Origin of the sequence: Bartonella sp. HY406 (assembly GCF_025449315.1) — a bacterium.
In the GTDB taxonomy this organism is placed as follows: Bacteria; Pseudomonadota; Alphaproteobacteria; order Rhizobiales; family Rhizobiaceae; genus HY038.
In genome coordinates this window covers 583,951-607,425 of record NZ_CP104893.1, presented here as the reverse complement: position 1 = coordinate 607,425, position 23,475 = coordinate 583,951, and the positions used below count along the sequence as shown (strand labels likewise).

Annotated in this window: 9 protein-coding genes; 6 read left to right on the top strand and 3 right to left on the bottom strand. The window is 41.2% G+C overall.

Features of this window, described 5'->3' with window-relative positions; genetic code table 11:
* Position 1 precedes the first annotated feature (1 nt).
* Both N6B01_RS02450 and budA read right to left on the bottom strand, forming a co-directional pair.
* Positions 2–14,071, bottom strand: coding sequence for a YadA-like family protein (locus N6B01_RS02450; protein WP_262079771.1), 14,070 nt, complete (start codon positions 14,069–14,071; stop codon positions 2–4).
* A 1,067-nt stretch (positions 14,072–15,138) separates the two neighbouring features.
* Entirely contained in the window at positions 15,139–15,843 is a 705-nt protein-coding gene (gene budA / locus N6B01_RS02445) for an acetolactate decarboxylase (protein ID WP_262079770.1), read from the bottom strand.
* A gap of 304 nt (positions 15,844–16,147) precedes the next feature.
* On the opposite strand from budA, the gene N6B01_RS02440 reads away from it, so the two are divergent.
* The 6 genes from N6B01_RS02440 (at position 16,148) to N6B01_RS02415 (ending at position 22,674) form a co-directional block, all read left to right on the top strand.
* A complete protein-coding gene (locus tag N6B01_RS02440; RefSeq protein WP_262079769.1) occupies positions 16,148–17,062 on the top strand; it encodes a LysR family transcriptional regulator in 915 nt (304 codons plus the stop codon).
* A 36-nt stretch (positions 17,063–17,098) separates the two neighbouring features.
* A complete protein-coding gene (locus N6B01_RS02435) occupies positions 17,099–18,067 on the top strand; it encodes a hypothetical protein (protein ID WP_262079768.1) in 969 nt (322 codons plus the stop codon).
* A 32-nt stretch (positions 18,068–18,099) separates the two neighbouring features.
* Positions 18,100–19,047: a hypothetical protein gene (locus N6B01_RS02430; RefSeq protein ID WP_262079767.1), complete on the top strand. Its 948-nt coding sequence runs from the start codon at positions 18,100–18,102 to the stop codon at positions 19,045–19,047.
* 32 nt (positions 19,048–19,079) lie between these two features.
* Positions 19,080–20,012 carry a hypothetical protein gene (locus tag N6B01_RS02425; protein WP_262079766.1) on the top strand — a complete coding sequence of 311 codons (933 nt, stop codon included), beginning with the start codon at positions 19,080–19,082 and terminating at the stop codon, positions 20,010–20,012.
* A gap of 76 nt (positions 20,013–20,088) precedes the next feature.
* On the top strand, positions 20,089–20,958 hold the full coding sequence (locus N6B01_RS02420; RefSeq protein WP_262079765.1) for a hypothetical protein: 870 nt from the start codon (positions 20,089–20,091) through the stop codon (positions 20,956–20,958).
* Positions 20,959–21,168: 210 nt separating this feature from the next.
* Positions 21,169–22,674 (top strand): DASS family sodium-coupled anion symporter, encoded by a 1,506-nt coding sequence (locus tag N6B01_RS02415; protein WP_262079764.1) that lies wholly within the window; start codon positions 21,169–21,171, stop codon positions 22,672–22,674.
* A 131-nt stretch (positions 22,675–22,805) separates the two neighbouring features.
* Here N6B01_RS02415 and N6B01_RS02410 read toward each other — a convergent pair whose 3' ends face one another.
* Positions 22,806–23,240 (bottom strand): hypothetical protein, encoded by a 435-nt coding sequence (locus N6B01_RS02410; RefSeq protein ID WP_262079763.1) that lies wholly within the window; start codon positions 23,238–23,240, stop codon positions 22,806–22,808.
* Between the last annotated feature and the right edge of the window lie 235 nt (positions 23,241–23,475).

Genomic DNA, 23,475 nt, shown 5'->3' with positions numbered 1-23,475 from the left:
ATTAATTCAAGGTTATGCTTACACCTGCACCAACACCCCAATCGCCGCCAGCTGTTGTTGCGGTAATATTAGACCGCACTTTACCGGTTTCAGAGGTATAACCCGCACCGAATGCCAATGCACCTTCGCTCTTCCAGAAGCCACCACCGGTAGCTACGCTGAATTTACCTGGTGTATCATCATAACGCAAGCTAGCAGCGGCAAGGCCGATTGCTGCGCCACGACGGGCTTCTTTACGTGCATTTGTAATGCTAGTGTTAAGCTGGTTGAACTTCGTATCTGTATAGTAGTTAGACTGTTCTACAGAATTTTGTACGATGTTGTCAACACGCTGATCAGTGTAAGCCTTCGATTCATTAAGTGTAACTTGAGCTTGCTCTTTGGTGTAATCATAGAGCTGGCCGCCATTAACTGCCTGTTTCGAACCTTTTTCAATCTTGCCATCAGCAACATTATTAATGGTTACTGGCTTGCTTGCATCAGCACCCTTTAGACTAATCGAGTTGGTCTTGTTACCACTTGCATCCTTGTCATACATGACAGAATTATTGGCAACATCGTTAACATTGGTTTGAATGCTATCGATCCTCTGGTTTGTATCCCAAAGCTGACCACCATTAACTGCGTCTTTCGAACCTTGTGCAATTGAACCATCTGCAACATTAACAATCTTGTTAGGCTGATTGTTCTTTGCACCAGCATTATAGCCACCAGCTGTCTCATCATAACGAAGAGCATTTCCATCTGGGCCCATATTGTTGATCTGGTTTTGAACATCAGTCACGCGTTGGTTAACATTATTAACACTGCTATTTACACCACCAAAGGCATCATTAACATTGCTATAGGTACCGTTGGTTTGTGTACCATTTGCACTCACCTGGCTAACGATGAAGGTTGGAGCAGTCCAAGTACCGTTGGTAAAGGCTGCACCACCACCAAAGAAGCTAGCGATTTGGCTGTTAGAGGAGTACAATTGTCCCCCTGTTACAGCGTCACTAGAGCCGGCAGTAAGTGAACCATCAGCGATATTGGTAATTTTGCTCTTGGTTGTTACGCCATCCTTGGTATGGTTTGCACTAAATGCACCAGCTGTTTCATCCCAAACCAACGCATTTTTGGAAAGGTCCGTTACAGTTGCCTTAACATTTTCAACCTTGGTGTTAACAGTGTTAACATTGGTGTTGAGCTGTGTAAGCGCATCGCCAACATTATCAAAGTTAGTAACAGTGTCACCATCAGCAAAAGCTTCAATACCAAATGCACTAGCTGAACGAGTGGTTGCACCAGAGCCAATTGATGAAATCTGATAGCTAGGTGCTTTACCGTTTGCCAAGTCTGCACCACCACCAAGAGCAGCAGATGTAGTATTAGCAATGGTTGTGACACGAGTATTTGTGGTAAATAGCTGCGAGCCATTAATTGCATCCGTTGAAGTTGCACTAACTTCGCCTGCTGCAACATTGGTGATCTTGCTTGCAACTTTAGTACCAGTACCATTGTCATGAGCTGCACTAAATGCACCCAATGTAGCATCCCACATAAGAGCGTCGTTATTGATACCAGCAATCTGACCCTTAATATCGGTAAGATTGGAGTTAACGCCGCCAAATGCTGAGCCAACATCACGATAAGCTTGGCCCTGAACATTATAGGTAGGCGCAGTGCCACCGATAATGTCAGCCCCACCACCAAGATAGGTGGCTACGCGTTCTGCATGATCATTAACAGTCGTTCTAACCGCTGCAACATTGGTGTTTGTTGTAAAGAGTTGCGAACCATTTACAGCATCGGTTGAATCTGCAGCAACACGACCTGACTTAACATTGGTGATCTTGCTTGCAACTTTCGTACCTGTACCATCATCATGGGCAGCGCTAAATGCACTTAAGTCACTATCCCACTTCAAGGCATCTGTATTGATACTTGCAACCTGATCTTTAATATCAGTCAAGTTTGCATTAACACCACCAAATGCTGCACTAACATTATTGTATTTAGTACCTTGAACATTGAAGCTTGGTGCAACGCCGTTTGCTACATCTGCACCACCACCAAGATATTTATTGGTATTTTGTGCAACTGTATTAACACGGTCTGTAACACTTTCTACATTCAAATTGGTTGCATTAAGCTGTGAGCCATTAACTGCATCGGTTGAAGACGCATTAACATTGCCTTCAGCAACACCAGTAATACGGCGTGCAACACTAGTACCAGTAGCATCAGGACGGGCAGCATTGTAGGCACTTAATGAACTATCCCACATCAAAGCGTCTTTATTGACGTTAGCGATCTGGTTTTGAACATTAGTAAGGCTTGTATCTACACCGTTAAATGCATCACCAACATTGCGGTAAGTGTCGCCCTGAACCTTATAGGTTGGTGCTTCACCAGTTTGAACATTGGCACCACCACCAAGATAGTTAGAGGTGTTGGTTGCAATATTGGTCAAACGCAAGCTCGTGTCATTAACATCTTGCTGAGTTTTCCAGAGCTGTGAACCAGTTACAGCATCGCTAGAGTCAGCTGACAAAGTACCGTCTTGAAGATGTGTAATCTTACTATTGGTCTTTGTGCCTGTACCCTTATCACGAGCCGCATCATATGCACCCTCGCCAACACTCCACATCAATGCACTATTGTTGATTGTGCTGATCTGGCTGTTAACATTGTTAAAGGCTGCATCTACACCACCAAGTGCTGAACCAACATTATCGTAGGTACCGCCTTGTACTGAATAGCTAGGTGCTTGACCCGTTTTCACATCAGCACCACCACCAAGATAGCTGCTGGTATTTGCTGCAACTTGGTCAATATTGCTGTTGGTTGCGAAGAGCTGTGAGCCGTTAACTGCGTCTTTTGAAGTAGCTGACAAGGTTGCATCAGCAACATTGGTAACTTTCTTCGATGCCGCATTAATGCCTGAAGCTGTTACACTTGGACCATTGGCAATTGTAAGACCATTGGTATCAATGCTTGTATTACCAGCTTTGATACTATCTGCAGTTACATTGGTTGCAGCTACATCTGTTGCAGTTACGCTATCAACAGTGATGTCTTTAGCAAGATCAAATGTCACATCACGACCATTAGCCGATTTGCTTACATTGATGTTGCTGCCGGATTTCAAGTCAACGCTGTCACCAGCACCCACTTTCGTGGAGTTTTTACCATCTGTTGACAAGTTCCAACCAGAATTGCTTACAGCTGTATCCAATTGGCTCTTATTAACTGCATCAGTTGCTTCGGTACCATTCGCAACATTGGTAATACGTTGTGCTGCACCATTACGGCTTGCACTAAATGCGTTTAGACCATCATTCCACTGCATGGCGTCGCGCTGCAAGGTTGCAATGCTTGTGCCGTGACCAGTTAAAGTTGAATCAACCGCAGTCAATGCACTACCAACATTGTTAAAGCTGTTGCTACCGATATTATAGGTCGGCGCTGTACCACTTGCTAAGTCTGCACCGCCGCCAAGATAGAGGCTGGTCTTATCAGCAACACTTGCGATACGTGCCTGATTAGCAGTCACTTCCTTATTGGTTGCGAAAAGCTGTGAACCCGTTACCGCATCGCTAGATGTTGCAGACAAGGTTGCATCGCCAACATTGGTGATTTTACCGTTAGAAGTGTTACCTGCAGCATCGGTACGTTGTGCGTTAAATGCATTTGTTGTTGCATCCCACTTCAAGGCATCAGTGCTGATGCTTGCAACATCATTCTTAATGCTGTTTAGGCTTGTATCAACACCACCAAAGGCAGAGGTAGCATCACTATAAGTAGTACCCTGAACCTTGAAGCTTGGTGCAACACCTGCTGCTACATCTGTTGTGCCACCAAAATACTTATTGGTGTTACTTACTGCTGTACCAAGACGGGTATCAACATCAGCTACACGATTTTGAACATTGGTAACGTTAGTGTTGGTTGCATTGAGCTGAGCTCCGTTCACCGCATCAGTAGATGTTCCTGATAAAGTACCAGCAGCTACACCAGTAATCTTCTGCGCAGCACCACCACGTGTTGCATCAAATGAATCTGTACCATTCCATTGCAATGCATTGGTCTGAAGACCTGTAATTGCTGTTGTATTGCCTTCAATTGCTGTTTTGTTAGCAGCGATTGCAGTTTTATTAGCAGCTACATTAGTGTTGGTTGTGTTGAGCTGGCGACCAGTTACTGCATCAGTTGATGTAGTGCTTACATCACCATCAGCAAGATTGGTTACCTTCTTCGCACCTGCATTGATACCTGTGCTTGTTACACTTGGGCCATTGGCGATTGTTAGACCGTCATTGTTGAGTGTAGCTGCACCAGTTTTAACACTGGTAAGATCAAGGTCCTTAGCAATATCAAAGCTTACAGCATTGCTGTCCGCAGTCTTTGACACAGTCAAGTTGGTGCTGCCTGCACGTAGGTCAACAGTACCGCCATTACCGATTTTGCTGCTATTTGCACCATTTGCTGTCAAGTTCCAACCAGTTTGGCCGATCTTGTCATTCAACTGTGCAACGTTAACTGCATCGGTGTTATTGGTACCAGCTGCAACATTGGTAATCTTCTGTGTACCAGAACCATGACTTGCGTCATAAGCACCGAGTGAAGAATTCCACTGTAGAGCATCAGTTTGAAGAGCTGCAATTGATGTAGCCTGACCAGTAATACTGGTGTTAACTGCACTAAATGCATCCGCAACATTATTTGCGCTACCGTTTTGTGTTGCAAAGCTTGGTGCTGTACCTGCTGCTACATCCGTTGTGCTACCAAAATACTTATTGGTGTTACTTACTGCTGTACCAAGACGGGTATCAACATCAGCTACACGATTTTGAACATTGGTAACGTTGGTGTTGGTTGCATTGAGCTGAGCTCCGTTCACCGCATCAGTAGATGTTCCTGATAAAGTACCAGCAGCTACACCAGTAATCTTCTGCGCAGCACCATTACGTGTTGCATCAAATGAATCTGTACCATTCCATTGCAATGCATTGGTCTGAAGACCTGTAATTGCTGTTGTATTGCCTTCAATTGCTGTTTTGTTAGCAGCGATTGCAGTTTTATTAGCAGCTACATTGGTGTTGGTTGTGTTGAGCTGGCGACCAGTTACTGCATCAGTTGATGTAGTGCTTACATCACCATCAGCAAGATTGGTTACCTTCTTCGCACCTGCATTGATACCTGTGCTTGTTACACTTGGGCCATTGGCGATTGTTAGACCGTCATTGTTGAGTGTAGCTGCACCAGTTTTAACACTGGTAAGATCAAGGTCCTTAGCAATATCAAAGCTTACAGCATTGCTGTCCGCAGTCTTTGACACAGTCAAGTTGGTGCTGCCTGCACGTAGGTCAACAGTACCGCCATTACCGATTTTGCTGCTATTTGCACCATTTGCTGTCAAGTTCCAACCAGTTTGGCCGATCTTGTCATTCAACTGTGCAACATTAACTGCATCGGTGTTATTGGTACCAGCTGCAACATTGGTAATCTTCTGTGTACCAGAACCATGACTTGCGTCATAAGCACCGAGTGAAGAATTCCACTGTAGAGCATCAGTTTGAAGAGCTGCAATTGATGTAGCCTGACCAGTAATACTGGTATTAACTGCACTAAATGCATCAGTTACGTTATTTGCAGTGCCGTTTTGAGTAGCAAAGCTTGGAGCAACTCCACCAGCAACATCAGTTGTGCCACCAAAATATTTATTGGTGTTGCTTACTGCGGTTGCTAGGCGATTTGTAACATTGGTTACATTGGTGTTGGTTGTTGTCAACTGACCAAAGTTTACAGCGTCACTAGCAGCAGTGCCGTTTGCTACACCAGTAATCTTTTGCGCAGCGCCACCACGTGTTGCATCAAATGAATCTGTACCATTCCATTGCAATGCATTGGTTTTAAGACCAGAAATATCTGATGTATTGGCGTTAATTGCTGTCTTATTGGCAGCAATTGCTGTCTTATTAGCTGCAACATTGGTATTGGTTGCAGATAATTGATCAAAGTTGACTGCGTCACCTGTTGCAGTACCTGCTGCTACACCAGTGATCTTTTGCGCTGTACCATCACGAGTTGCATTAAATGCATCTGTGCCATTCCATTGCAATGCATTGGTTTTAAGACCAGAAATATCAGTGGTGTTGGTTGCAATTGCTGTTTTATTAGCGGCAATTGCTGTCGTATTAGCTGCAACATTAGTATTGGTTGTTGTCAACTGACCAAAGTTAACAGCATCACTAGCAGCAGTACCTGCAGCAACATTAGTTACTTTTGTATTGCCTGCATCAATGCCAGTCTTGGTTACACTTGGACCACCAGTGATTGAAAGACCATTGGTATTGAGTGTAGCATCACCAGTTTTAACACTTGTAAGATCAAGATCTTTAGCAATGTCAAAAGCTACAGTGCTGCTATCGGTTGCCTTAGCAATGGTAAGATTGCTGCTGCCTGCACGAAGATCAACAGTACCACCATTGCCAACTTTGCTTGCATTAGAACCATTAGCAGAAAGGTTCCAACCGGTTGAGCTGATAGCTGTCGTTAACTGGCCAACATTGGCTGCATCGGTTGCACTTGTACCAGCAGCAACATTTGAAATGCGCTGTGGTGCATTGCTACCATGACTTGCGTCATACGCACCAAGTGAAGAACTCCACTGTAGAGCGTCGGTTTGAAGAGCTGCAATTGATGTAGCCTGACCAGTAATGCTGGTGTTAACTGCACTAAATGCATCAGTCACGTTATTTGCAGTGCCGTTTTGGGTAGCAAAGCTTGGAGCAACGCCGCCAGCCACATCTGTTGTACCACCAAAATACTTATTGGTATTGCTTACAGCTGTTGTTAAGCGATTTCCGACATTTGTTACATTGGTGTTGGTTGTTGTCAACTGACCAAAGTTAACCGCATCACTTGCTGCTGTACCTGCAGCTACACCAGTAATCTTTTGTGCAGCACCATTACGTGTTGCATCAAATGTACCAGAACCATCCCATTGTAGAGCATTGGTTTTAAGACCAGCAATGTCAGTTGTGTTGGTAGCAATTGCATTCTTATTGGTGGTAATTGCAGTGGTATTGGCAGCAACATTGTTGTTTGTTGTTGTCAATTGACCAAAGTTTACAGCATCACTTGCTGCAGTGCCTGCTGCTACACCAGTAATCTTTTGTGCAGCACCATTACGTGTTGCATCAAATGAATCTGTACCATTCCATTGCAATGCATTGGTTTTAAGATCAGTGATATCAGCTGTATTGGCTGTAATTGCTGTTTTATTGGCAGCAATCGCAGTCGTATTAGCTGCAACATTATTATTGGTTGTTGTCAATTGGCCAAAGTTAACTGCATCAGTTGCAGCTGTACCTTGTGCAACATTGGTAATTTTTTGATTACCAGCATTAACACCAGTTGTGGTAACGCTTGCACCACCAGTAATAACAAGACCAGTATTATCAAGCTTAACATTACCAGCTTGGATACTATCAAGATCAAGATTACGTGCAATATCAAAAGTTACGTCATTGCTGCCTGTTGCTTTAGCAATAGTCAAATTGCTGCTGCCTGATTTTAGATCAACCGTAGCGTCTTTGCCAATTTTTGTCGAATTAGCATTATTTACGGAAAGATTCCAACCAGTTTGACCAATTTGCTCATTCAATTGACCAAGATTAACGGCATCATTGGTGTTAGTACCATTAGCTACATTGCTAATTTTTTGCGGTGCATTCGAACCATGGCTTGCATCATAAGCACCAAGATTTTGGTTCCATTGAAGAGCATTGGTTTGAAGCGCAGCAATTGATGTGCCATGGCCTGTCAAGGCTGTATCAACTGCACCAAATGCAGAGGTTACGTTGTTGGTTGCATTGCCTTGGATGGTAAAGCTTGGTGCAGTACCTGCAGCTAAATCTGTAGAACCACCAAAATATTTATTGGCGTTACTAACAGCTGTACCAAGACGAGTATCAACATCAGTTACGCGGTTACCAACTGCAGTAACATTTGCATTGGTTGCGTTAAGCTGTGCACCATTTACAGCATCGGTTGATGTTGTAGATAAAGTACCCGCCGCAACATTGGTAATTTTTTGTGCTGATGTTGTACCATGACTTGCATCATAAGCACCAGAAGTCGCATTCCACTGAAGTGCATCAGTTTGAAGACCTGTGATTGCAGTCTTATTTGCATTAATTGCATTTCTGTTGGTTGTAAGAGCAGTATCAACAGAAGTGAATGCATCGCCAACGCTATTTTTAGTTGCGCCCTGGATTGTGAAGCTTGGCGCAGTACCGCCAGAAACTGAAGCCCCACCGCCAAGATAACTATCAACGTTAGAAGCATAAGTTCCAACCTTGGTATCAAGAGCAGTAACGCGGTTACCAACAGCAGTTACATTGGTGTTGGTTGCATTAAGTTGCTTACCGTTAACTGCATCAGTTGATGTAGTTGATAACGCACCATCAGCAACATTGGTGATTTTTTGTGCTGTACCACTACCATGGCTTGCATCATATGCACCAGAAACGGCGTTCCATTGAAGTGCATCTGTTTGTAGGCTAGTAATTGCAGTCTTGTTTGCAGTTACATTATTATTGGTAGCGTTAAGCTGAGCACCATTTACTGCGTCAGTTGAAGTTGCTGACAATGTGCCTGCTGCAACGCCAGTAATCTTCTGAGAACCGCCGTTACGAGTTGCATCGAAAGCACCTGTACCATCCCATTGCAATGCGTTGGTTTGAAGAGCGCCAATTGCATTAGTATTAGCTGTAATTGCTGTCTTATTAGCAGTTACATTGGTGTTAGTTGTATTAAGTTGAGCACCGTTTACAGCATCAGTTGATGTTGCTGACAACGTTCCTGCTGCAACGCCGGTAATTTTCTGAGCTGCACCACCACGATTTGCATCAAAGCTATCTGTACCATTCCATTGCAAAGCATTTGCCTGAAGATTTGCAATATTAGCATTGCTTGCAGCAATTGCAGTCTTGTTGGCAGTCACATTGGTATTGGTTGCATTAAGCTGGGCACCATTAACAGCATCTGTTGATGTTGTTGACAAAGTACCAGCAGCAACATTGGTGATTTTTTGAGCTGTACCACTACCATGACTTGCATCATAAGCACCTGAAGCAGAATTCCACTGTAGAGCATCTGTTTGCAAGTTAGTAATAGCTGTTTTGTTGGTAGCTATTGCATTTTTATTGGTAGTAAGTGCGGTATCCACGGCTGAGAAAGCATCACCAACGCTCGTTTTAGAAGCGCTTTGGATGGTATAAGTAGGTGCAACACCGGCAGCAACATCAGCACCACCACCAAGATAAGTGCTTACATTATTAGCCTGTGTAACAACTTTTGTATCAAGCGCAGTAACGCGATTGCCAACAGCAGTTACATTAGTATTCGTTGTATTGAGCTGCTTGCCATTCACCGCATCAGTAGATGTAGTTGATAAGGTACCATCAGCAACATTAGTAATTTTTTGCGCTGTGCCTGTACCATGACCTGCATCATAAGCACTTAGATTTGCATTCCATTGCAATGCATCACTTTGAAGAGCCGTAATTGAGTTCTTATTCGTGGTGACATTGGCGTTTGTAGCATTAAGCTGAGCACCATTTACAGCATCAGTTGAAGTTGCAGACAAGGTACCTGCAGCAACACCTGTGATCTTTTGTGATGCATTATTGCGTGTAGCGTCAAAAGCACTTGTGCCATCCCACTGCAATGCATTGGTTTGAAGACTGCTAATTGCTGTCTTATTTGCTGAAACATTGGTGTTGGTTGCATTGAGCTGAGCACCATTTACAGCATCAGTTGAAGTTGCAGATAATGTACCTGCAGCAACACCTGTAATCTTTTGTGCAGCACTATTACGTGTTGCATCAAAGGAATCTGTGCCATTCCATTGCAATGCATTGGTTTGGAGATCAGTAATAGCTGTCTTATTCGAAGCCACATTGGTATTGGTAGTATAAAGCTGAGAACCATTGACGGCATCTTTTGAAGCAGCAGATAATGTACCTGCAGCAACATTAGTAACCTTCAATGAAGCTGCATCAATGCCAGTTGCTGTAACACTAGGACCATTAGCGATAGTTAAACCATTATTATTAATAGTTGAATTACCAGCGACAAGACTATTTGCTGTCACAGCACCTGTTGCAGTAACACTGGTGAGGCTCAAGTTCTTTGAGATATCAAAAGTAATATCATTGGTTCCAGCAGCACGAGCAATTGTTAGATTGCTACTACCAGCCAACAACTTAACTGTTGCACCATTACCAATAGCAGTGCCTGCTTCACTACCAACTGCCAAACTCCAAGCTGAAGAATTAATCGCATTGGTTAACTGGCCATAGTTAACAGCATCTGAACTAGCTGTACCATTGGCTACATTGGTAATTTTTTGAGCTGAACCACTACCATGACTTGCGTCATAAGCAAGGGAAGCACTATTCCATTGCAATGCATCAGTTTGCAATGCAGAAATATTAGTATTTTGTGTAGTCAACGTTGAGTTAACTGCGCCAAAGGCAGAATTTACGTTGTTGTAGTTAGCGCCTTGAATAGCAAATGTTGGCGCAGTACCTGCAGCAATATCTGCACCACCACCAAGATAGGTGCTAGCGCGTGTTGCATAAGTACCAACTTTAGTATCAAGCGTGCTAACACGGCCATCAACAGCAGTTACATTAGCATTTGTTGTATTGAGCTGCGAACCGTTAACTGCATCCTTAGATGTAGCAGATAACGTACCATCAGCAACATTGGTAATTTTTTGCGCAGATGTTGTACCATGACTTGCATCATAAGCAGATGATGTTGCATTCCACTGTAGAGCGTCAGTTTTAAGACCTGTCAATGTTGTATCAACAGCTCCTAAAGCAGCACCTACATTGCCATAAGCTGTACTTTGAATTGTAAAGCTTGGCGCAGTACCAGCAGCAATATCTGCACCACCACCCAAATAGGTGCTAGCGCGCGTTGCATAAGTACCAACCTTTGTATCAAGCGTGGTAACGCGGCCATCAACAGTTGTTACATTTGCATTGGTTGCAAACAATTGTTTACCTGTAACTGCATCGGTTGAAGTTGCAGACAATGTTGCATCAGCAAGATTAGTTGCTTTTTTACCAGCATTATCAATACCGGTTGTTGTAATGCTTGGGCCACCTGAAATGGTTAAGCCAGTTCCAGTTAAGCTTGTTGTCCCAGCCGTCGCACCAGATCCAACTGCAATCGCAACACCACTGGTTGAAACCTTTGTGTTACCAGTAGTTACGCTATCAATGCTAATATCTTTAGCCAAATCAAATGAAAGATTTGTGCCGCTTTTAGCAACAGTTAAATTTGTGCTTCCTGCACTGAAATCTACAGTTGCGCCGCCACCAACAGATGTTTTGCCGGTTGCATCGCCATTAGCGGACACATTCCAAGCAGAACCAGACTGAACAGCCTGCAACTGGCTATAATTTACCGCATCATTGGCACTAGTACCATTCGCAACATTGGTAATTTTTTGAGCTGTTTTTGTGCCTGTACCAGCTGAATCATAGCTAGCATCAAATGCTTTTGTGGTTGAATTCCACTGCAGAGCATCTCTTTGCAAGTTAGAAATATTACTAGCATTGGTGGCAATATTTGTTTTGTTTGTTGTAATTGCTGTATCAACAGCTGAGAAAGCATCACCAACACTGGTCTTAGATGTACCCTGAATTGAATAGCTAGGTGCTTTATTATTTGCAATATCTGCACCACCACCAAGGAAGGTATTGGTACGAGTTGCATAAGTACCAACCTTAGTATCAAGAGTAGATACATTGGTATTGGTAGTATTTAACTGCGAACCGTTAACAGCGTCTTTTGATGTAGTGGAAAGCTCACCATCGGCAACATTAGTGATTTTTTGAGCTGTCTTTGTACCTGTACCATCCTTATCATAACTTGCGTCAAAGGCTGATAAGCTTGAATTCCATTGTAGCGCATTAAGATTAAGATTATCAAGTGCACTATCAACTGATGCAAATGCATCGCCCACACTGCTCTTATTCGCACCTTGAATGGAATAAGTAGGCGCAGTACCAGCACCAACATTAGCACCGCCACCCAAATAACTACTAATGCGTGAAGCATTGGTGGTTGCTGTGGTATTGGTTGCAAAAAGTTGCTGACCAGTCACTGCATCAGTTGACGTTGCAGACAAAGTTGCATTTGCAAGATTGGTTGCAGATTTGCCTGCACCATCAATACCAGTCGTTGTAATAGATGGGCCATTGGCGATTGAAAGACCAGTACCAGTCAAACTTGTTGTGCCTGCCGTTGCACCAGAACCAACAGTGATAGCAAGACCACTTGTTGTTAACTTAGAATTGCCAGTCGTAACACTTGTAATATTGATATCTTTAGCAAGGTCAAAAGTTACATTATTATTATCTGCACCTTTTGATACAAGCAAATTCGTACTACCAGCACTTAGATCAATAGCGCCTGCAACACCAACATTGGTTGAATTTTCACCGCCTGCAGTTAAATTCCAACCCTGCGCTGCATAATCACGTAATTTGCTAAGCTGTGCAACATTAACCGCATCAGTACTAGCAGTACCAGCAGCAAGGCCAGTAATTTGGCGAGTAACGGTTGAACCATCACCAACGCTTACCGCACCATTTGTGGCAACCCATGCACCACCAGTTGTAGTTGATGCCTTATTTGTGAAAGGATCAAGACCAATGCCGCCAGCAGCTGTCGAAGCTTTGGAAGATGAGCCGATAGCAACGCCACCGCTAGCTGTAACAGAGGCTGAATTACCAAGAACAAAGCCATCAGCAACATTAACACTACCATTATTACCAATGATACGAGCGCCAGCGCCAGCTGTACCGATATTACCATTATTACCAAAAATACCGGCATTAGCGCCAGCAATATTATTATCATTACCTAAAGAATATGAACCATCACCGGTAATCGTGGTTGGATCACCAATCGCACCAGAATTTGCACCACTTACAGTGTTTCCAACACCAATTGCAATTGACTGAGAACCACTTGCAGTTGAGCCATTACCAACAGAAATGGCTGATGTACCACTTGCAGTAGAACTTAAACCAATAGCAACAGATGACGCACCACTAGCAAGGGATTGACCTGCAATAGCTACTGAATCTGCACCGGTCGCATTAGCGCCTTTCGTAGCATTACCACCAATAGCTGTAGAACCCGCACCACTCGCAAGCACACCTGCATCAACACTACCATTTGCGGTAGAACCAAACGCAGTAGCACCAACCCCAGTTGCCTGAGCATTAGAACCGATAGCAATCGTATTTCTAACGGATGCATTAGACAAAGAGCCAAGCGCAATTGCATCCTCAGCCATAGCTTTAGCAGATACACCCATTGCAATAGTGCCACCAGCATTCGCAATAGAGTGTTGCCCCATAGCTACACTACCAGTACCTAGCGCCTGATTATTTAAGCCAATAGAAGTAGATCCAACTCCCAAAGCCTTAGAATTACAACCCACAGCGAAACTATTCATACCAAAAGCTTGAGTTTGATTTGAAGTCTGGGTAGCAGATCTTAAATATACCAACGATTTGCTAGTACCAAAAGTCTGATCACTTCCAAGCCAGGTCGCAACACCAGCAGTATTTCCACCCTTATTTCCATAAACCCCGTAGTCAATAGCTGTAGATTGCTGACCAAACCCATACACACCACCAGCAAAAGTAGAATCAGATCCGTACACACCAGCATAAGTATCATCACCGGTAAAGACGGAACAATCACCATCACCAACCATAGCAATACCGTTATTACTTGCCGACGCACCTGTATTTAGATTGCCAGAATTACTACTACTAGGCGAGGTAGCAGTAGCACTAACATTTTTACTAGCATAATCACTAATGGCGATCGCAGCATCTGCACGATCAATAAGCACACCACCAGAAATCAAGGCGGTCACAGCAACCAAACCGGCACCAGCAACGCCGGACAATAAGCTTTCGCGACGACGATGACGATTTTCAACTGCTAAAGAAGTATTTTTATTCTTAATAGTTTTTGTCATTTAACCCACCCAATGTAGATACACATATAAAATTCTTAACTACGTACTTACGCAGAAACTCATAAATAAAATTAAGTCAGTGCAACCCAAGACACTCTGCCAAGAACACACTTGAACTAGACTCACTTAAGTATGCTGAATCACAAATGCGTGATCCTTTACACTCCAGCACTCGCAAAACGCCGAAAACCTCGAACATAGCCACGAGTACAACTTCACTTTCATAAAGTTACAGCTGTGTATATTTCATTAACATAATTTAATATTTCATGCAATATTGCATAATAATACAAATACATAATAAAAATCTAATATAAAGATACAAATTAATTAAGGATTATAATATAAGGTTAAATAAATATCGATATAATCAATGACAAAATTATATTTATAAATTCCAATTGATAAAATTCAATAAATATATAAAATAATACATAAATATCATTTAAATTTCGAAATATTATGGAAAATCAATTAATAATATTAGAATATTGAAATTATTTAACTTGAAAACTATTTTCTTATTATGAAACAAAGCTAAATTGGCACGAATTTTTCTTAAACGCGCAACTTTAAATTTGGTTCCAAAAAAAAATTTTTTTCAAGATTTCAACAAAAAAAAACCATCGTGACATAATGGCAACATAAATGTCTCGATTTGCCACAATTAAAGCCAATAATGGATTTTGTCGCCGCAATAGCTCGGCAATAATGCGCTGAAGCATCCCCCAAAATAGCTAATTATAATTGGAGTGAAATTTGCTCGATTTTTCTGGCAAAAAATCTAAGCTGTATTGATCGAAAGAGACTTGTTCAACCTACCAACAACCATATTAAAGAACCAAATTTAAAAGGGAGGTAAAAAACGATTTTTGCGGCCTTATGCAAGTAGGCTAACGTTTTTCTAGCTGTCTTTAAATCTGAAAAAATAAATTCCATTATCTTGGCTAGCAGCTTAAGACATTATTGCAGTCTTGGTGCTTTCCCATCTTACCACTCAAGAACCTAGCCATAATAACAAAAAAGCCCCTTTCATAAAAGGGGCTTTTTAAATGTTGTACTAAAGTTTAATTTTCAACGTGCTTTATAAGTTCAACCATATCATCAATATCTAGATTTTGCTTTAAGAATTCAGGATTATCGGGCAACTTAATATCTAAACCCAATTTACGCTCAAATTCTAGATTACCTTCTGCCATGGCAAAATCCATTACATGACCAGCCTTTGTCCCATCATCAGAAATAAAATGAACATGGAACTGCGAAACAGAAATGGTTGAAAAATAATTTGGAGAAAAAAAGCCAATCAGTGTGCCAGAAACATTTTTCAATTCATCAACGACTTGATCTGACACGACTTCTAAAACAGATTTATAAGGTTTTTTTTGCTCCAAAGGGCGGCGAATTTTAATTCTATCAAAACTACCTTTATATTTTACCGCCAAAAATATATTATCAAATTTCGTATAAGACGATAAAACATCATGCAATTGCTCTTTGGCAACATTCTTTATAGATATGTTTTTTTCCGCATTAAAACTGGTTACTTGCGCAAAGGGTAATTTTTCTGCTGAAGACATGGTACGAACGATGCCGTCGCCACGCGCTTCTATCATTTTTCCATCAATAATAATGACTTCGCCTCCAAATGCATGAGAGCAGCCTAGTCCAAAATCGCCGCTTTTAAGAATAGTTTCAGCAGAAAATACACCATCATATAGTCCAGACATTAAAGCATTAACTGTAGAAAACTGAGAAATAGCTTTGGTCATAATTTTTCCAATTCAGAATTTGACTTATCCAATTAAATACGACTAATCACACCACTAATTAATTGTTCATATAGCAAAGACTAGACATTCAGTTAATTAGAGCTAACACCGTCAATTGCTATAGGAATAAGCACCGCCATTTAAATGGCATTTACCAATTTTAACAGCTTGTTATTGCTAAGGTAATTTCTTTTTGCAGCAGATTGAGGTATTTTGGTAATCGTTTCTATTTCCAATATAACTATATTTTATCGACCATCAATTTAATAAATTTCAATCTTGATTTAGTGGGATTTAACCTAGAATGAAAAATATACCTTTGAATTTACTCAATATTTTCGCGATATCTGCACGTTTACAGTCTTTCAAGCTCGCAGGTGAAGCACTGTTATTGACAACAAGTGCTGTTAGCCAATCAACTAAAAAACTAGAAGATTTGCTAGGAGTGCGTTTATTCATCCGCAATTCCAACAGTGTTGAATTAACTGCAAAAGGCCAGGCCTTATTATCCTTCGTTGAGGCAGGGCTACAAGAGATTGAAAAAGGCATAGATCACATCACCAACAAAGAGCACTTCATCACTCTTTTTTGTCCACCGGGCTTTGCCAATTTTTTAATGCAGCCTATAATTCTTGAACTTCTAGAAAAAGGTTACGAAGATATTCGGCTTATCACCAATGAAGAAAGAGACGTTCTGGACATAAAAAATTACGATATAGCTGTTTTTCTTGATGAAAAAGCAGCCCACCTTTCGCACGCTTTAGACTTGGGGCCAGATTATTATTATCCGTTCTGCCATCAAAATATCTATGATAAAATCAAAACGATTGAAGACTTTAAACAGTTTATACTTATTCGCAATGAATTTGCCCGAACAACTTGGGAAGAATGGTTAAGTTTTAACCATATACCAGTCAATATAACAAAATCCATGACGGTTAACCGTGCATCGCAATTGGTATCGGCTATTGAAAATGGAATGGGTATTGGGCTTGAATCAATTCGAATTTTATCTCCAAAACTAAAATCCGGTGAATTTAAACTACTGGAATTTGCAGGACTTAAACCTATCATAAAACATATGACATGGTTAGCCATTGCCCCCCATAATACTCATAATAAACCAATCAACCATATCGCCCAAATGATAATTAGCCAGTGCTCCACCGACAAAGATGGTATTTTGATAAGCTCTAGGTCGGAACACAATGGTAATTAATCGAAAATAAAATGAATAAGTGAGTAATGTTAAGCTATGTCTATTTTGAAAAAATCGACACGAAAGCTAATCGGCAATAAAAAACCGCAGCTCTTTTATATTTTTGAAGAGCAGCCGCCAAGCGCTATCGATTGTATGAGCGCAGTCTATGATATTTTTTCTCATTATCCACCAGCGCGCGGTCGTGCTAATTATTGTCGAACCTGTGCAAGCGACGAATTTGTTGAAATTATCGTTGAAGCATGCAAATCCCCCAGTAAAGCACCGTTAAGTAGCTTTAGCGGGATTTATTGGGAAGGCCCCCATTGTATGGGTGGCATATCCAATATAAAATTTTGGCTGCCGCGCACCGTTGAAACATATATATTAACGCCAGTCGATAATGGTATTTTTACCAGCGTAGTTGAGCGTTATCAAAGCATAGGACTGTCTCTCTGGCCTTTTGATGAGCAGGAGGTTTTGCGGCTTACTTTTTGCCGCGCATTGATTAATTTTGTTGAAAGCGGCAACCCCGCACCGTTAAACGGCACATTATTGACGAAGAGCCGCAACAAATGCAAAGAATTGCAGCAACATGCCGATATTTTTACCATGATTATTGGCATGCTCATCTATTTGCGTATTGAGCCAAAAGGCATTTTTGCCTACTTAAAAGCCCACCAAAATGAAAATATTGATTTTTTCCTATGCCGCGAGATAAGCGACGATTTTTTAAGCATCGATGAAGAAGCCTATTATGATGCTGAAACAATCAATAACAATGACAATTTAAAACTTTTAACCAAGCTATTAAACAGACGGGCGCGCACTGCCCTTTTTAATGCTATTTGCATTGAAGACTTATTTGATAAATTGGATAGATATGAAAAATTAGGTAACACAATTTTATGCCAATATATCGAAAAAGCCCTGCAAGACTATAATAGTCAAAAATCTAATAATGAAGATTTAAACGAAGATGATGATAGTTTATTATTGCACAAACTGTTAGATACTGCATTATAATGAAATATTTTAATTATAGTAGGCGTAATAAAATGCCAAAATCTTTATTCTATACCTTTGATATACAACCACCAAACGCTCATGAATGTATGCTTAAAATTTACGAGGCTTTTGCTGATTATAAACCTGCCGTAGAACGAGCACAATACTGCACAACTTGCACACGCGATGATTTTATTGAAACGATAGCTAAGGCGAGTAAATCACCCCATACAGCACCCATGAATAGTTTTTGCGGGATTTATTGGGAAAACCCAACCTGCATGGGCGGCGCGGACAATATCAAATTTTGGCTGCCGCACACCCTTGAAACCTATATGCTGACATCGCTACAACACATGCCATATAGCGGCATACATGAAATATATCAAAATCTTGGCCTTTCAGCTTGGCCAGATCATGAACAAGAGGTTTTGCGCCTTACATTTAGCCGTGCCCTCATAAATTTGATTGAAACCGGCGACCCCTCGCCGCTAAAAGGCGAATTATTAGATAATCAAGATGATAGGCGTTTAGCTTTACTGCATATAAGCGATATTTTTGTGATCATTATCGCGACTTTAATCTATCTACGTGTCGAACCAACAAATATTTTCAAATATCTTTTAAACAATGATGATGCGCGCGTTAATTTTTTCCTGTGCAGCGAAATAAATTACCCTTGGCTTAGCATGGAGCACTTGGATAGGTTTTCTGAGCAAATTTATATTAATAATGATGACTTAAAACATGTGACCGAAATATTAAGTAAACGTGCGCGAGCAAGCCTATTTCAATTAATATCAAGCGATGATCTCCAGCAACTGTTAAAAAAATATAAGGCGAAAGGCGACGAAATATTATGTTGTCAAATTAAAGATGCCCTGCAACAATATGAACAACAAAAAATCATTCAAGATGATAAAGACCAAATCGCGGATGAAAGGACTTTGCGTCACTTATTGCAAAAATTCCCTCGTGAGAAGGATTTATCCGCTTAAATTGACTATTTATCATCTTCAAAGGAACAAATATGCAGCAAGTCTTTTACCCATTGGATTTATCGCCGCCCTCGGCGGAAAGCTGCATGCACGCCGTTAAGCAAGCCTTTAGCCAATATGCGCCCTATCGTGAACGCCATGATTTTTGTGACTCTTGCATAGCTGAAGAAGTCTTTCCTGAATTTCAAAATGCAATTGATCACCCCAATACTGCAAAACCTTGGGTTTACGAACTCTTTTTTCATGAACATATTGATTGTGTCGGCACGATTAATAATTTAAAATTCTGGCTACCACGCACATTAGAAACATCAATTTTAGATTCCAATAAACACTTTACCTTTGAAGTTTTTGAAAAATACAAAAGCCAAAATATCGGCTTTTGGTCTCCTCACGAAACAAAGGCACTAAGACAAGTTTTTACGCGGTCTTTAATTGGCGTGGTTGAACACATGGATGCGGCACCCTTGGGGCCCCAGTTGCCTGATTTTGCCTCCAATGATTATGACAAAGCTTGGCCGACCAATTTTGCCTTACAAGCCATTATCGGCAGTCTCATTGCTTTACGCGTTAATCCGCAAGATATCTTTGCCTATGTTTTTAAGCATTGCGATGAGCGGATTGATTATTTTTTAGCGCACATCATCATTGTTGAGATGGAACCGTGGTGGCTTGGTGATTTAGACAAAGGATTACCAAATAATTTAACTGATTATGATAAGGTCAATATATTTTTAGATCAAAATGCCATGCAAGCTGTTTTAAACCATGTATCCAAGGACTATTTAGCCCAGCAATTGGCTAAATACCAAACAGCTAGAAACCAACTTTTGGTACAAAACTTCGAGCTTGCAATTGGATATTATGATGAAAGAAAAAAGCGCCCTCAATTAATAAGTCAACAAAACGGGGAAGAGGCTATTTTAAAATTAATTCAACAAGGTCAATTTTCTATACCAGCATAAAGGCAGCAAAACATTGGACAATAAGCAAACCCTTTTTTACCCATTAGATTTATCGCCGCCCTCGGCGGAAAGCTGCATGCACGCCGTTAAGCAAGCCTTTAGCCAATATCAACCTTGTCGCAAACGCGAGGATTATTGCGACACATGCGTTTCAGATGAAATGCTTACACAAATAATAGACAGCATTGATAATGCCGATTGCGCTGATAACTTAGCCTGCCGTCTGTTTGTTTGTGAACCTATTGACTGCGTTGGCGGAATAAATAGCTTTAAATTCTGGCTGCCCCGTATATTAGAAAAATTAATACTTGATGACCGCGCTGGTTCAACTTTTGAGTTTTATGAAAAACTCGCTTGTGAAAATGTCAGTTTTTGGCGCCAATGCGAACAAGATGCCTTACGCCAATTATTTTGCCGTTGTTTGATAAATTTTATTGCCCATAATAATCCTGCGCCGCTTGGTCCTGCCATCGGCCAATTTAAAACCAATGATTATACTACAGTGAGTCCAATAGCATTTAGCTTAAAAACAATTATTGCATGCCTTATTCATTTACGTGTTGCCCCTCGGGAAATTTTTAATTATCTATTTCAACAGCGTGACGAAAGAATTGATTATTATTTTGCTGACTTTATCGATGACCCGCTGTCAGCATGGTGGTTATTAAATCCTGATAAAGATGCGATAACCCAGCGTCATGGTCTATTCGATACCCATATTGCGCTTATCTATCTACATCAACTTGCACATCACAGCTTTTTTGAAATCATTCCAAAACCGTATTTAGAACAACAGCTTATGAAATATAAAACTGATGGAAATTGCCTATTATATAATACATTAGCATATGCGCTAGAATTATACGATGAGACAAGTAGCTCTATCCCATTGATAAGCAAAAAAGATGGCGAAGAAGCGATGTTAAAGCTATTAGCCGAAAATTAGCAGTTCAATCCTATATGGAAATAGGGCAATGGTTTTATGTCATCAAATCCATAAAACCACCCTAAAACTCCTTTCAATTAAGGCACAATCTTAAGCTGAAAAAATACGACCTAACAAGTCAAAATAACGACATATTTATATGAATAATTTCTTGCTATTCCAATAAAAGGGTATAGGATTTATTCGGGAGGCACCTAGTAAGAGGGCCTAATGTTTAAGTCACTTTATAATCTTTATGAGAGATTTTCTCTCCTCGTTCCATTCCGCGTCATTCCCGGTTTTTTTTGTGTTGTGGTCTATTGGGGGCTTATTTTTACACCCACACCAACTGGACTAACTGATGATGCATGGCATTTTGTTGCAATATTTGTATCCGCAATATTAGGCATTATTTTAAAAGTTATGCCTATTGGCGTCATGTCAATGATTACGATAGCTGTTGTGGTTCTTTCAAGGGTTACATCACCCACATCAAAAGAGGCTGTTGCAGATGCCCTTGCTGCCTTTAACAGTCCCCTCATTTGGCTGATTGTGGTTTCAATCATGGTGTCACGTGGCTTAATCAAAACGGGACTTGGCGCCCGCATTGGCTATTATTTCATCCGCCTTATTGGTAAGAGGACTTTAGGCATTGGATATGGACTTGCATTTTGTGAATTGCTATTAGCACCCTTTACCCCAAGCAATACGGCGCGCGGTGGTGGTATTATACATCCTGTCATGCGATCCATTGCTGCGGCCTTTGATTCAAGCCCTGAAAAAGCGACGCAAGGCAAGGTTGGTACATATCTTGCTTTGGTAAATTATCATGCCAATCCAATCAGCTCAGCCATGTTTATTACAGCAACAGCTCCCAATCCGCTTGTGGTAAAATATATTAGCCAAGCAACCGGTGGTAGCCTATCCTTATCATGGAGCAGTTGGGCATTATGCATGCTTTTACCCGGCCTCATCGCAATGATTGCTATGCCATTTGTAATTTACCTCATATCCCCGCCTGAATTAAAGCATACACCAAATGCCGTTACCTTTGCTCATGGTGAACTTACAAAACTTGGATCAGTTAAAAGCTCTGAGATTGTGATGCTAATAACTTTCGCAATTATGCTTTTATTATGGGCAGGCGTTCCAGCCGCAATATTTGGCGATTCTTACCTCTTTGATCCAACTGCTGTTGCTTTTGTTGGTTTAGTAATTTTATTGCTAAGCGGCACATTATCATGGGATGATGTTTTAAAAGAAAAAAGCGCGTGGGATACATTAATTTGGTTTGGCGCTCTCGTAATGCTTGCCGGTCAACTTAATAAGCTTGGCGTTGTTGGATGGATTTCAGATGGCTTGCGTACTGCAATTGAAACAAGTGGTATGAGTTGGCCAGCCGCAATGACGATCCTTATTCTTACCTTTATGTTTTCTCACTATGTATTTGCAAGTACAACAGCCCATATCAGCGCCATGATGCTGGCTTTCTTAACCGTTGGCGTGCACCTCATCCCAGCAGAATATATCAATTTATTCATGCTGTTAATGGCCGCGGCATCAGCAATCATGATGTGTCTTACCCATTATGCCACTGGCACATCACCGATTATCTTTGGTTCAGGCTTTGTCACTTTAAGTCGTTGGTGGACTGTCGGCTTCATCATGGCGGTAGTAAATCTTGCCATTTTCGCAATAATCGGCGGGGTATGGTGGAAATTCTTGGGATATTGGTAATATCTTTCCCCATAAAAACGAGAGCATTTGCACCATAAGTGTCTCCCCAAATGCTCTAAATCTCTAATTTTTAAAGGCGCTTCACTCTTTGTGTAAGCGCCTTTACCTTGCTTATAAAAAACCAAAAAAGCTTAATTACGGTCTTCTTGCTTTGCCTTTGATGAACGGCCATCAAGTTCCCTATAAACTTCCGTCAATTGCGATTGCGGTGCTGCACATCTTTTGGTAGCTGCCATTTGAGTTAAAACACCATTGCGGTTACGCAAAGCGGCGATTTCAACCGCTTCAGGCGATTTTGGATCCATAAAGAACAATGCTGGGAAAAATACAATGCTAGCAGCCCCAAGAGCGACATTTTTGCCGCGCCCTACATTGCGCTCATGCAAAGTTGCTTTCACCTGACGCTCATTGGCTTCAAACTCGCGAGAAATTCCCGCACAATCCATGATGCTATCGGTTGGATTGGTAATAGCAATTTCCTTGGCAGCACGCCCACCACAACCTGCTAAGGTTGAAAGCGAAAAACCAATAACCATTGCCGACACAGCACATTTTTTTAAATTCATCTTTATCCCCAGTAGAATATTGAAATAGTTTTGTTAAGCGTAGAATTATTAAAGCAAACTAGGTCTTTAATTATTGCTCAAGAAATTGCAGTAAAACTTAAACACAATGCAATAATAAAAGCACCCAAAAGCCTTATGAATATCGGCATTTTGGAAACGTTTTTCTTCATTTACTGTAAGATTAATACATGGTAAATTATTTTATAAAGACACAACCACTGTTACACAATATTTC